General features: G+C 74.4%; 9 protein-coding genes. 6 read left to right on the top strand and 3 right to left on the bottom strand.

What is annotated here, in order from left to right:
- Window positions 1–1208 (bottom strand): ATP-binding protein (locus tag MXD62_RS28540; protein ID WP_248832484.1); only part of this gene is annotated, 1208 nt, incomplete at its 3' end.
- Between the two features lie 165 nt (window positions 1209–1373).
- The gene (locus MXD62_RS28535) at window positions 1374–2435 is read right to left on the bottom strand and encodes an aromatic ring-hydroxylating dioxygenase subunit alpha (protein ID WP_248832483.1); all 1062 of its coding nucleotides are present in this window, start codon (window positions 2433–2435) and stop codon (window positions 1374–1376) included.
- 283 nt (window positions 2436–2718) lie between these two features.
- Here MXD62_RS28535 and MXD62_RS28530 point away from each other — a divergent pair, with 283 nt between their 5' ends.
- From MXD62_RS28530 to uraH, 6 genes are all read left to right on the top strand, one after another.
- A complete protein-coding gene (locus MXD62_RS28530; protein ID WP_248832482.1) occupies window positions 2719–3618 on the top strand; it encodes a xanthine dehydrogenase family protein subunit M in 900 nt (299 codons plus the stop codon).
- On the top strand, window positions 3615–4139 hold the full coding sequence (locus tag MXD62_RS28525) for a (2Fe-2S)-binding protein (protein WP_248832481.1): 525 nt from the start codon (window positions 3615–3617) through the stop codon (window positions 4137–4139). Before MXD62_RS28530 ends, MXD62_RS28525 begins: the two co-directional genes overlap by 4 nt.
- Window positions 4136–6508, top strand: coding sequence for a xanthine dehydrogenase subunit D (gene pucD / locus MXD62_RS28520; RefSeq protein WP_248832480.1), 2373 nt, complete (start codon window positions 4136–4138; stop codon window positions 6506–6508). The genes MXD62_RS28525 and pucD overlap by 4 nt, the downstream gene beginning before the upstream one ends.
- Before the next feature lie 4 nt (window positions 6509–6512).
- Complete coding sequence (gene allB, locus MXD62_RS28515; protein ID WP_248832479.1) at window positions 6513–7925, top strand: allantoinase AllB; 1413 nt, start codon at window positions 6513–6515, stop codon at window positions 7923–7925.
- An 87-nt stretch (window positions 7926–8012) separates the two neighbouring features.
- A complete protein-coding gene (locus MXD62_RS28510; protein ID WP_248832478.1) occupies window positions 8013–9575 on the top strand; it encodes an allantoicase in 1563 nt (520 codons plus the stop codon).
- Between the two features lie 81 nt (window positions 9576–9656).
- Entirely contained in the window at window positions 9657–9983 is a 327-nt protein-coding gene (gene uraH / locus MXD62_RS28505) for a hydroxyisourate hydrolase (protein WP_248832477.1), read from the top strand.
- Window positions 9984–10026: 43 nt separating this feature from the next.
- Here uraH and MXD62_RS28500 read toward each other — a convergent pair whose 3' ends face one another.
- Window positions 10027–11283, bottom strand: a complete 1257-nt coding sequence (locus MXD62_RS28500) for an aldolase/citrate lyase family protein (RefSeq protein ID WP_248832476.1) — start codon at window positions 11281–11283, stop codon at window positions 10027–10029.
- Window positions 11284–12673 lie beyond the last annotated feature (1390 nt).

Here is a 12673-nt window from a genome sequence, read left to right as displayed (position 1 = left end):
GGGTGCCCCCCGGGGGGGGGGGGGCCCGCGACCGCGGTGGTGGACCGGGCGGGTGCGCCGCGCCGCGGGGGGCGCGGCGAACGCGCGTGCAGCTGGCTCGCGTCATCCCGCAGCGCGCGGCGTACCTGGGCGGACGGCACCCAGATCCGCACGCCGCCTCCGCTGGCGACGTCCATCAGGCCGTTGTGAACCATGTCCGTCAGGTGCCGGCGTGCCCGGTCCTTGTCGGTGCCGAGCAGCTCGGCGACGTCGGCCGTCCGCAGCGTGCGCCCGCCCAGCCCGGCGGTGAGAACCAGCAGGTCCGGCAACGCCAGCGGACGTCCGCCGTACTCCCGGCCGACGGCGAACAGCGCGAACGCGAGATCCGCGGGTTGCCTGGGCAACACGGCGACCACGGTGTCGGCGGTCGAGCCGGTGTGGTCCGGCGCGGCCAGGCCGTTGCGGAGCTGGGCGGCGTGCGCCCGGCGGATCCCCCGTCCGGAGCGGTCGGTGATCCCCGCCCGGCGGAACGCGTCCGCCAGCAGCGGGCTGCGCGGCCGCGGGGGCCGCGCGAGCAGCCGAGCGGCGGGGTCGCGCACCGCGTCGGCGTAGCCACCGGGGCTGGAGATCTCGACGCCCTCACCGGTCCACTGCACGTGGACGGCACCGGCCGCGGTGTAGTCGCGGTGGACGAAGGCGTTGGCGAGCAGCTCGCGGAACGCCTGCTCGGCGTAGGCGGGCACGCCGGTGCGCACCAGCTCGTAACGGATCTCGCGCTCGGGATTGCGGGCCCGGAAACGGGCCAGCAGCTCCTCGGTGAGACGCAGCAGCGGCCAGCGGAAGAAGTCGTTCATCCCGTCCGCGGGCTCGCCGGTCTCCGGCCCGATGACCTGGATGGCGGCCTCGTGGTTCGGCACGTGCGCCCGCAGCGCCTCGGGCCGCCCGAACAGCAGCACCGCCCCCGCGCACAGGTGGGTGCGGCCGCCCTCGACCAGCGCGACGCCCAGTGACCGCGCGATCTGCTCGTCCGACATCGCGGCGAGCGTGCTGTCGCCGCGGCCCCCGGCGGCACCGACCAGCCGGCGCAACCGGTCGAACTCGCGCGGGTCGAGGTCGTCCCAGCTCGCCGCCGAGACGCTCGCGGCGAAGTCGGCCACTGTCACCTCGGCCACCTGCACCTCGGCCACCTTCACGTCGGCCATCGCCGCAGGTTCGGCACGGTCCCGCACCAGGCACCACCTTCCGGAACCCGTGGTCCGCCGGGCGGTCCGCCGCCGGCTTGCCACGATCACACGATCCCCGCGACCCACGTGCCCGCCGCGCCCCACGGCCCGACAGCGCGGCCACCCGCCTGATCACATGGTAGGTCGGTGCCGCCGTCCGCCGTGCCGGCTTCAGTGTCGGATATCCGCTGCCCTGGTGGGAGAGCTGCGGGCTGCCCTGGCGACGACAGCGGCCAGCACCCGGCGCAGCGCCACGCCCGCCGCGTCCGCGCGGATGCTGACCTCCGCGGCCGTCCCGCCGTCCCCGGAGATCAGCGGGAGTCCGTCGATGGTGAAGCGCTCCTGCAGGGCGAGGTCCTCGTCGAGTACCGCCTGCTCGAAGCGGACGGCCTCGGCCAGCCGGGCGGGATCACCGTCCAGGTCGTCGCGCAGGATGCGGGTGTAGACGCGGGTCGCGGCGGCGTCCTCGGGCTGCAGGCAGAACAGGATCGTGTTGGTGATCCCGGCGTCGGGGTACTCCAGCCGCAGCCGCAGCATGAACGGCGGGCGGTACACGTACGTCGACGTGCGGCGTTGGATGAGCGGGCGGAGCCCGGCCGCGACCCCCGGATCCTCCGGGTTGGCGACCTCCTGGTCCATCCGGACCAGGAAGCCGTCGCCGTCGGCGTCCACCCGGTACGGCGCGACGACGGTCTCCTCGCCGGCGCCGATGGTGGCGGCGTGCACGAACGGGAAGTGCGCGGTGTCGAGGAAGTTGTCGGCGAGCAGGCCGGCGCAGGCCGTCGTGCGCGCGGCGGGCAGCCAGGCGTCGTCGAACCCGTCCTCGGCCGCCTCCGGCAGCTCGATGATGTCGGCGAACGGTTCCGCGGGCGCGATCCACACCAGCCCGTGCCGCTCGGTCACCCCCCACGGCGGGATGGCGCGGGCCCGCCGCGGCGCCGGTATCCCCGGGCCGAGCGCCGGTACCGCGGTGCACTCCCCGGACGCGACGAACCGCCATCCGTGGTAGCCGCAGACGAGCTCGTGGCCCTCGACCCGTCCCGCCGACAGCGGGGCGAGGCGGTGCGGGCACCGGTCGGCGAAGGCCGCCACCTGGTCGTCGAACCGGGCCAGCACCCACGGCTCGCCGAGCAGCCGCACGGCGATCGGCTCGTCGGCGAGCTCGGACGACCGGGCGACCGGGTGCCAGCCGTGCCGCAGCGCCGGGTCGGTGTTGGTCAGGCGACCGATCATCGCGTTTGCCTCCCGGCGGTCAGATCTCCCGCTCTGGTATCCGTCCCTGTCTCCGCTCCGGTCTCGGCTCCGGTCGGCTCCGGTTTTCGGTGCCATCCCATCACCGAAGCGATCCGGGGTTTTGGACGGGTATCCGATGTGTGTCACTCCGTGACATTTCGAGGGGTGGTCGCCGTCCGTACGTACCGGGCCGCCTCCGGCGACTCTCAACAGTGAACACAAAGATACGTAGAGCAGTGTTCGTTGAACATCGACGTAACGTCCCCCCACTATCGTCGGGCCCATGACGACGCCCGGCGGTCCGTCCACCGCTCTGCACCGGCCCGGGACGGTCGGCGAGGCCGTCGCCGCCCTCGCCGCCGAGGCACGGGCGGGCCGGCCGGTCGAACTGCTGGCCGGCGGCACCGATCTGGTGCCCGCGCTGCGCACCGGGACGCGCCGGCCGGCGGCGATCGTCGCGCTGCGCCGGGTGCTGGAGCTGCGGGTGCGCGGGGCAGGCGCGGACACCCTCACGATCGGCGCCGGGGTCACCTACACCGAGCTGGCCGGATGGTCGCTCTCGCCCGGCCTGGCGGCGACGTCCCGGGTGGTCGGGTCCGTCCAGATCCGCAACTGCGGGACGGTCGGCGGGGCGCTCGGCTCCGCCAACCCGCGCGGCGACCTCCTCACGTTCCTCACCGCGGCCCAGGCCGAGGTGCTGCTCACCTCCGAGGACGGGTCGCGCGCCGCGGGCCTGGACGACTTCCTGAGCGCTGGCCGCCTGCCGGGCGAGCTGGTGACGGCGGTCCGGGTGCCCCGCCCGAGCGGCCCGCAGACCTACCTCAAGATCGGTGGCCGGCAGGCCGCGTTCCCGTCGCTGGTGTCCTGCGCGTTGCTCGTCGACCGGGTCCGCGAGCGGGTCTGCTGCGCCGTGGGCGGCGTGGCTGTCCGGCCGTGGCGGGTGGCCGAGGCCGAGCGGCTGGCCGCCGCCGACGTCGACTGGTCCACCGGGACGGCCCCGGCCGCCCTGGCACGGCGCTTCGGTGAGCTGGCCGCGGCCGGTGTCCGCGCGGCGCCGCCGCTGGGAGAGGACCCGCGCCATCCCCTGGAGTACCGGGTGCACGCGGCCGGCGTGCTGGCCGCCCGGGCCTTCGCCCGATGCCTCACGGCCCGGTCGGCGCCGCGGCGCGAGAGCGCCCCGTGAGCGGCGGCGTGCCTGGTCACCTGGGCGGGGAGCGCCGGCTTTCCTACCACCTGAGCATCGACGGCGCCCGGCGCGCCGTTACCGGGGCGCGGCTCGAGGAATCGCTGCTGACGGTCCTGCGGGAGCGGCTCGACGTCACCTCCGTGAAGGACGCCTGCGAGCAGGGCCGGTGCGGGGCCTGCTCGGTGCTGCTGGACGGCCGGCTGGTCACGGCCTGCACCGTCCTCGCCGCCGACGCCGCCGACGCCCGCGTGGTCACCGTGGCCGGGCTGGGCCCGGGTGGGCCGGCCGCCGCGGTGCGCGCCGCCTTCGTCGCGCACGGGGCGGTCCAGTGCGGCTTCTGCACCCCAGGCCTGGTCGTGGCGGTCACCGACCTGCTCGCCCGCCGGCCGGGCGCCGACGAGGAGGAGATCCGGGAGACACTGGCGGGCAACATCTGCCGGTGCACCGGCTACGGTCGCATCCTCGCGGCGGTCCGCGCCGTCCAGGCGGGGCGGGGCGGCCCGCCCGGGTGGGCATGACCGGCCGGTCGCGAGGCGTCGGGGGGTCGGTGGTCCGTCCCGACGGGTCGGCCAAGGCCGGCGGGACGTTCGTCTACGCCGGCGACCTCAGCGCCCCCGGCATGCTGCACGCCCGGACCCTGCGCTCGCCCCACCCGCGGGCGCGCATCCGGCGGGTCGACACCGCCGCGGCCCTGCGTATCCCGGGAGTCGCCGCGGTGGTGACGGCGGTGGACGTCCCCGGTGTGGCGACCTACGGCCTCATCGTGGCCGACCAGCCGGTCTTCGCCGCCACCGAGACCCGTTACGCCGGCGAGCCGGTCGCCGCCGCCGCCGCGGTCGACGCGCCGACCGCCCGGCGCGCGCTGGCGGCCGTCGAGGTCGAGTACGAGCCGCTGCCGCCCCTCGTCGATCCCGAGGTGGCCGCCGGGCCGGGTGCCGAACCGCTCCACCCGGACGGCAACGTGTTCCGTGAGATCACCCTGAGACACGGCGATCCCGACGCCGCCGGCCCGGTGGTCGTCGAGGACAGCTACCTCGTCGGCATGCAGGACCAGGCCTTCCTCGCGCCGGAGGCGGCGCTGGTCGTGCCGGCCGCCGACGGGGGGGTCGACATGTGGCTGGCCACCCAGTGGCTGCACTCCGACCGCGAACAGATCGCCGCCTGCCTGGGGCTGCCCGAGGAGCTGGTCCGGCTCGAACTCGCCGGCGTCGGCGGCGCGTTCGGCGGCCGCGAGGACGTCACACTGCAGGTCCACGGCGCGCTGCTCGCCCGGGCCACCGGGACGCCGGTCCGCATCGCCTACGACCGGGTCGAGTCCTTCCTGGGCCATCCGCATCGCCATCCCGCCCGGATGTGGTTCCGCCACACCGCGACGGAGGCAGGTGACCTGGTCAGCGTGCACGCGCGGATCATCATGGACGGCGGGGCGTACGCGTCGTCGTCCCCCGCGGTGATCGCCAACGCCGTCACGCACGCCGCCGGGCCGTACCGGGTGCCGAACACGCGGCTGGACGGGCTCGTCGTGCGCACCAACAACCCGCCGTGCGGGGCGATGCGCGGGTTCGGGGTCCCGCAGGTCACGATCGGACACGAGGCGCAGATGGACCGGCTCGCGGACCGCCTCCGGATGGACCCGGTCGAGCTGCGGGTGCGCAACGCACTGCGGCCCGGCGACGTCCTGCCCACCGGTCAGGTCCTCGGGCCGCCGCTGCCGGCGCGGGAGGCGATCGAGGCGGTCGCGGCGCGCCCGCTGCCGGCGGCGCTCACCGCCGCCTCGCCGGTGACGGCCCGTCCCGGGGGGCGCGGCGCGCACGCGGACCTCGCCCGCGTCCGCCGTGGCGTCGGATACGCCCTGGCCTACAAGAACCTTTTGTTCTCCGAGGGCTTCGACGACTCCTCCACCGCGCGGGCGCGGCTCGAGCTTGACGCGGACGGCCGGCCGGTCGCCACGATCCACAGTGCGTGTGCCGAGGTCGGGCAGGGGTTCGTCACGGTCGCCGGGCAGATCGCGCGGACCGAGCTCGGTGTCGACGAGGTCGTGCTGCGCCCCGCCGACACCGGGGTGGGCAGCGCCGGGTCGACGAGCGCGTCCCGCCAGACCTGGATGAGTGGCGGCGCCGTGCGCGGTGCGTGCGTGGCGGTGGTCGACCGGCTGCTGGCCCGGGTGGCGCGTCGGCTGGGCCTGCCGCCGGAGGTCGTCGAGGCGCCCCGGCGCTCCCTGGTGATCACCGGGAGCGAGATCGTCGGCGCCGAGACGGGGACCCGGCTCACGCTGGCCGAGGCGCTCGCCGAGGGACCGGTCGAAGCCGAGCACACCTTCCACCACCGGCGCACCACCGCCCTGGACGCGCACGGCCAGGGTGATCCGCACGTGGCCTTCGCCGCGGCGGCGCACCGGGCCGTGGTGGACGTCGACCTCGACCTCGGGCTCGTCCGCGTCGTGTCGATGGCGCTCGCGCAGGACTGCGGCACCGTGCTGAACCCGCTGTCGCTGCGCGGGCAGGTCGAGGGCGGCACCGCCCAGGGACTCGGCCTGGCCGTGATGGAGGAGCTGGTGACCGTGGACGGCGTGGTGACCAACCCGACGCTGCACGACTACCTGCTGCCCACCACGGCGGACGTCCCCGCGCTGGACTTCGTGGCGCTCACCCACCCGCAGCCGGACGCGCCCTACGGGGTCAAGGGCGTCGGGGAGACCCCGACCTGCACGGCGACCGCCGCGGTCCTCGCCGCCGTCCGGGCGGCGGTCGGGCGGGACCTGCACCGGGTACCGGTCCGCCCGGTGGACCTCGTCGATCTCGCGGATCCGGTCGATCCGCTGGGCGGTGCCCCGTATCCGGGGAACAAGGCAGCCTGGAGAGATGGAACGCGGATGAGCGGCGGATGAGCGGATGAGTGGTGGGCAGGCCGGTGCCGCGACGCCGCCGGACGCCGTCGAGGTGATCCGGTCGCGTCGGGTCGTACTGCCCGACGGCGAGCGCCCCGCGGCCGTCCACGTCGTCGACGGCCGGATCACCGCGGTCACCGCGCCGGGCGAGGTGCCATCCGGCGTCGCCGTCACCGATCTCGGCGACCTCGTGCTCATGCCCGGCGTGGTCGACACGCATGTCCACGTCAACGAGCCCGGCCGGACCGAGTGGGAGGGCTTCGCCAGCGCCACCCGGGCCGCGGCGGCCGGCGGCGTGACAACGATCATCGACATGCCGCTGAACTCGATCCCCCCCACCACCTCGCTGGACGCGCTGGCCGCCAAGCGGGCGGCGGCCGAGGGCCAGGTCGCCGTCGACGTCGGTTTCTGGGGCGGGATCATCGGCGCCGACGCCCGCCGGCTCGACGACCTCGCCGCGCTGCACGACGCCGGCGTGTTCGGGTTCAAGGCGTTCCTGGCACCCTCAGGGGTCGAGGAGTTCCCGCACGTGAGCCTCGACGTGCTCGCCGCCGCCTCCCGGCACGCCGCCCGGATGGACGCCCTCACCGTCGTCCACGCCGAGTCGCCCTCCGTGCTCGCCGAGGCGCCTGAGGCGGCCGGCCGCACGTTCGCCAGCTGGCTGCGCTCCCGCCCGCCGGCCGCCGAGAAGGCCGCGGTGGCCTCGCTCGCGGCGCTCACCGCCTCGACGGGCGCGCGTTTGCACGTCCTGCACCTGGCGGCGGCCCAGGCGCTCGACGACGTCGTCTCCGCCCGCGAGGCCGGCCTGCCCATGACCGTCGAGACCTGCCCGCACTACCTGACCTTCACCGCCGAGGAGGTCCCCGACGGCGCGACCGTCTTCAAGTGCGCGCCGCCCATCCGGGAACGCGCGAACCTGGACCGGCTCTGGGACGGCCTGGCCGCCGGCCTGTTCGCCGGCGTCGTCACCGACCACTCGCCAGCCACCCCGGCGCTGAAATCCGTCGAGACCGGTGACTTCGGGACGGCCTGGGGTGGCATCGCCTCCGTCCAGCTGGGCCTGGCCGCGGTGTGGACCCAGGCACGCCGCCGCGGGCACGGCCTCGTCGACGTCGTCCAGTGGATGTGCTCCGGCCCCGCCGACCTGGTCGGGCTGGGCGCGCCGGGGCTCGGCACCGGCGGGGCGGGCGCCGCACCGAGCGGCACCAAGGGACGCATCGCCGTCGGCGCCGACGCCGACCTGGTGGTCTTCGACCCCGACGCCACGTTCGTCGTCGAACCGTCTCTGCTGCGCCACCGCCATCCGCTCACGCCCTACGCTGGGCGAACGCTTGACGGCGTGGTTCTGGCGACGTACCTGCGGGGACGGCGGGCGGACGGCAGCCGGCCCGCGCGAGGCCGGCTGCTCTCCCGATGACCCACCAGCCACGCCCCAGCCCGTCCCGGCGCGCAGCCCGTTTCCGTCCGCCAGCCCCGTCCGCCCGAGCAGAAGGAGCCCGCACCCATGACCGACGCGCCCGACCTGACGAACCTCGTCGACCTCGCCGCCGCCCGGTTCGGCGGGTCCGTCGTCGCCGTCAATGACGAGTTCTTCGCGCTCGCCGAGCGCATGCTCCTGGCGGAGGCACCGATAGTCCGTCCGGGGGTGTTCACCGAGCGCGGCCAGTGGACCGACGGCTGGGAGACCCGCCGCCGCCGCGACCTGCCCGCGGCGGACTGGGCGATCGTCCGCCTCGGCGCCCCCGGCATCGTGCACGCGGTGACCGTGGACACGACCCATTTCACCGGTAACGCCCCGGAGTCGGTCGAGCTGCACGGCGCCACCCTTGCCGGCTACCCGTCCGCCGAGGAGGTCGCCGAGGACTCGGTCACCTGGGTGCCCCTCGTCGCCCGCACGCCAGTCGCCGCGGACGCCGTCAACGTCCTGCCCGTGTCGGCGGAGGGCCGGCTCCGGATCAGTCACCTGCGGCTGACCATCCACCCGGACGGGGGAGTCGCCCGGCTGCGGGTGCACGGCGTCGTCGTGCCCGACCCGCGGCTGCTCGACCGGGTCACCTCCGACCTGGCCGCCGCCTACCTGGGCGGTGTCGTCGTCGCCGCCAGCGACATGCACTACGGCGACCGGCACAACCTGAACGCCTCCGGCGACGCCCGGGCGATGGGGGAGGGCTGGGAGACCCGCCGCCGCCGCGGGCCGGGGCACGACTGGGCGGTGGTGCGGCTGGCCACCGAGGGGACCGTGGTGCGGGCCGAGGTCGACACCCGCCACTTCCGCGGCAACGCGCCGCGCGCCGTCGCGCTGTGGGCGGCGAACGCACCCACGACCGGCGACGACGACCTGGCCACGGACGCCCTGTCGGCGATCACCGACTGGCGGCCGCTGCTGCCGCGCACCCGGGTCCAGCCGAACACCCGGCACCTGTTCGACCTGGAGGTGCCGGTCGAGGCCACGCACGTGCGGGTGGACGCGATCCCGGACGGCGGTCTCGCCCGGCTGCGGCTGGTCGGCGCGCCGACCGAGGCGGGGCGCGAGTCGCTGGCCATGCGCTGGTTCGACTCCCTGACGCCCGCCGCGGCCCGCGAGGAGCTGCTGGCCTGCTGCGGTTCCGAGGACTGGGCGGACGCCGTCGCGGCCCTCCGGCCCTTCGGCACGCTCGCCACGCTGCTGCCCGCCGCCGAGCAGGAGTGGTGGAACCTGCCCGAAACCGCCTGGCTGGAGGCGTTCACCGCGCATCCCCGGATCGGGGAGCGCCCGGCACCCGCGCCGACGCCGCCGACGTCCTCGCGGGCCACCGTCGTCTCCCTCGACGCCCCCCGACGGGAGCAGGCCGCCCTGGACCAGGCGAGCGAGGATGTCCGCGCGGCCTTCGCCGAGGGGAACGCCGAGTACGAGGACCGCTTCGGGTTCATCTTCCTCGTTCGCGCGGCGGGGCGTGGCGCGCAGGAGATGCTGGAGCTGCTCCGGGAGAGGATGACGAACGACCCCAGGACCGAGTTGCGGGTGGCGGCCGGCCAGCAGGCAGAGATCACCGCGCTGCGGCTGCGCCATCTGATCACCGGCGCCTGACACCTGGTTCCCGGGTCGTGGCGAAGCGACGAGTGGGTCGCCGGCGGGCACCCCGGCGGCGAGCCGGGGAGGGCGACGCGAGTGAGTTTGTCGACCCATGTGCTGGACACCGCCTCTGGGAAGCCAGCCGTCGGTGTGCCGGTGCGCCTTGAACGGGCCGCGGTCACCCTCGACGGCGCGACCAAGGGCTGGCGCCCAGTCGCCCAGGCGGTGACCGATGACGACGGGCGCGTCGGCGACCTGCCCGCGGACCGCACCGGCGCTTGGCGCCTCGTGTTCGACACCACGGGGCATTCGGCCTTCTACCCCGAGGTGGCGATCGTCTTCGTCATCCGGGAGCCGGCCGACCACCATCACGTGCCCCTTCTACTCGCGCCGTACGGCTACTCCACCTACCGCGGCAGCTGACCCGGCCCGGCCCGCCCGGCCCGGCCTGACCCGGCCCGGTGGGTCAGCGCAGGACCTGCGGAGGTCGGCCTCCGAGGCGGGCGACCGTCTCCTCGTCCAGACCGGCGGCCCGCAGCCGCGCGTCGTCGACCAGGCGGGCGTCCACCGCGCGCAGGACATGCCCGGCGAGGGCACGCGCGGTCGCCGGCTCGTCGGCGACCGATCCCGACGTGCGGGCGGCTGCGTAGTCCGCCAGCCGCCGCAGGGCGTCGGGCAGCCCGGTGAGCAGGCAGCCGGCCACCGCCGCGTGCCGGCTGACGAGCTGGCCGGGATGCAGATCCCACCCCTGGTAGAGACCTCTCGACCAAGCCCGGCGGACCAGCCCGGCATGCCGGCGCCACGCGGAGCGCACGTCGGAGGCCCGGCCCACCGGCAGCACGTTGGACGAGCCGTCGGCCACGCGGATCCCGGTGCCCGCGGCGGCCAACTGCATCAGCGCCGTGGCGAGCTCGACCCCCGGATGATCGCTGGCCTGGTATTCGGCGGCGATCCCGAGTGCCGCGGAATAGTCGTAGGTGCCCACGTGCAGCCCGGTCAGACGTCCCGGCGCGGCACCTACCAGCGCCGGCAGGCTCAGGACCGCGGCGGGCGTCTCGACCTGGATCTCCAGCGCGACCGGCGGGATGTCGAGCTGCCGTTCCAGCTCGGCGAGGACCTCGCTGAACACGATCACCTGCTCGGGCGCGCTCACCTTCGGCAGGGTCACGACGAGGCCGGGCGGCGGGCCACCCTCACCACCATCACCGGCGAGGGTGGTGAGGAACAGATCGAGGCTGCGCAGCCCCCGGGCCCGCACGGCGGCGTCCAGCGACTTCGGGCGCAGCCCGTAGGAGGCTGGCAGCGCGCCGGCCGCCGCCGCGGTGCGCAGGGCCTGCGCCGCCTGCACGGCGTCGGCGTCCTCGACCTCGTCCGGGCGGGTCCCGTACCCGTCCTCGAGATCGACCCGCAGATCCTGGATCGGCTCGACGGTCAGCGCCTGCACGACGTGCGCGTACACGGCGGCGGCGATCGCCGGGTCGGAGTCACCCGCGGTCGCCGCGGCCAGGGCATCCGGATCCGGAGCATGGTGGCGTAGCGCCTCCCGGGCGGCTTCGCCCCACTCGAGAACGACGTCCGGGTGTAGCCGGTCGGCGGGCAGATAGCAGGTGTGGACGGGCTGGCGGGTGCCCGGATCGCCGGGGAAGCGGGCGGTCAGATCGGCGTCGAGCGGGGCGAGGTCCGCGGTGAGCGCGGCAATGGCGTCGTCGGACAGCGTCGGCACGACTTCAGTGTCAGGCCAGCGACGGGGTGTCGTCCCCATCACGCGTGTCAGAGATGCCGAGCCGAGCCGTCCGCCGATTGCAGGCGGCCCGGCCCACCTGCTCTGGCTTGCAACTGCGTCGTGCCCAGTGGCTCCCGCCGCCAGCGCCGCCGCCGGCGCGTTTGGCACCGATCGGGGGATTCGGCGCACTGCACCGACGGCGGCTGTCTGTGTGGCGGCTCCGTGAACGGCCGATGGATCCCGGCCGGCCGACGGACCGCCGTGCAAGCGGTCATCATGCGTCTGAGCTGCAGCTTTCCGTTCAGGAGCGTACTGCGGAGGGGCCAGGTACCACCAACCGGCCCGGACACAGCCGACTGGTGCGAGTCGACGCTCCCCGACGATCGTGTCGAATCCGTCCGAGAACATCGGTGGGCCGCTCTCGACGCGTAGCCCCCTCGCCTCGCCGGCCCGATCATCGTCTGTCAGCGTGCCGGAGCGACCGTGGAACGCGTGGGTGACGATGCCCTCCAGGCCGCCCGGCCGAAGCGCGCCGAGGGCGTCCAGGTTCGTCAGGCTCGCCGTACACGGAGACCAAGCTGAGTGGATCATGATCCGGTTGCCCGCGATGGACTCCGTGCCGTCGCGGAACGGGGAGACCTCGGGATCGTCGGTCACCGTGGCCCGCGCCTTGAATCCGACGATCACGGTCCGGCCACCACGAGGAGCCTCGAGCGGTTGATCACTGGGACGCCCCTGCGGATGGCGTGGTCGGCGCGGCGGGGCCCCCACCCGTGCCTCCTGAGGCCCTCGCGGCGTTCGTGCCCGGGGGCACGCTCACGATCACGAGCCGAATGGGTGTGGGCCCGACTGCCCCCGGGACCCGCCACCGCGATCCGGTCGTCGACGCAGATCACATTGGCAGGACCGTTCTGGCTGCTGGCCGGGTCTACGACTCGGCTGCCGATCAACGCGGCTACGTGCGTCATGATTCCTACACCGATTCCTGGTTATGTCTCATGAGCCTCTAGTGCACGTGGTGACAGTGGGCTTAGCTCAATATCGATATCAGTGCCATCTTTTGTTGAGTCATTCGCGTGTCAATCTTGACGGTGTGAGGCTGATTCGCTAACTGTTTATGTCTATTTGGCGCACTCGTTGATAAGTGGTTAACGGTGTCGTGGTCGTGTGCCGACTCTCGGCTGCCGATGCTCGTGCGGCTGCAATCTCTTGTGTGTATCGATGGGACCGATCGTGGAAGAGGTGAGTCGGCTGTTCCGTGTCGTGGTCACTTTACCTCTCCTCGTGCTTGATGTGCCGAGGAGTGTGAGTGTCTGGGTGAATGTGAACTTGGTGTGGTCTTGTTGGGTTCGCGCTTGTCGGGGTGGCGCACACACCTTTATGGTCGAAC

The organism is Frankia sp. Mgl5, from assembly GCF_023242985.1.
GTDB lineage: Bacteria > Actinomycetota > Actinomycetes > Frankiales > Frankiaceae > Parafrankia > Parafrankia soli.
The sequence above is the reverse complement of the archived record's forward strand: the minus strand, read 5'-3'. Positions and strand labels throughout refer to the sequence as shown.

Excerpts from the sequence above, each read along its gene's own strand:
- MXD62_RS28530 (WP_248832482.1), top strand. The coding sequence starts at position 2,719 with ATGACGACGCCCGGCGGTCCGTCCACCGCTCTGCACCGGCCCGGGACG.
- MXD62_RS28510 (WP_248832478.1), top strand. The coding sequence starts at position 8,013 with ATGACCGACGCGCCCGACCTGACGAACCTCGTCGACCTCGCCGCCGCC.
- MXD62_RS28535 (WP_248832483.1), bottom strand. The coding sequence starts at position 2,435 with ATGATCGGTCGCCTGACCAACACCGACCCGGCGCTGCGGCACGGCTGG.
- allB (WP_248832479.1), top strand. The coding sequence starts at position 6,513 with ATGAGTGGTGGGCAGGCCGGTGCCGCGACGCCGCCGGACGCCGTCGAG.
- pucD (WP_248832480.1), top strand. The coding sequence starts at position 4,136 with ATGACCGGCCGGTCGCGAGGCGTCGGGGGGTCGGTGGTCCGTCCCGAC.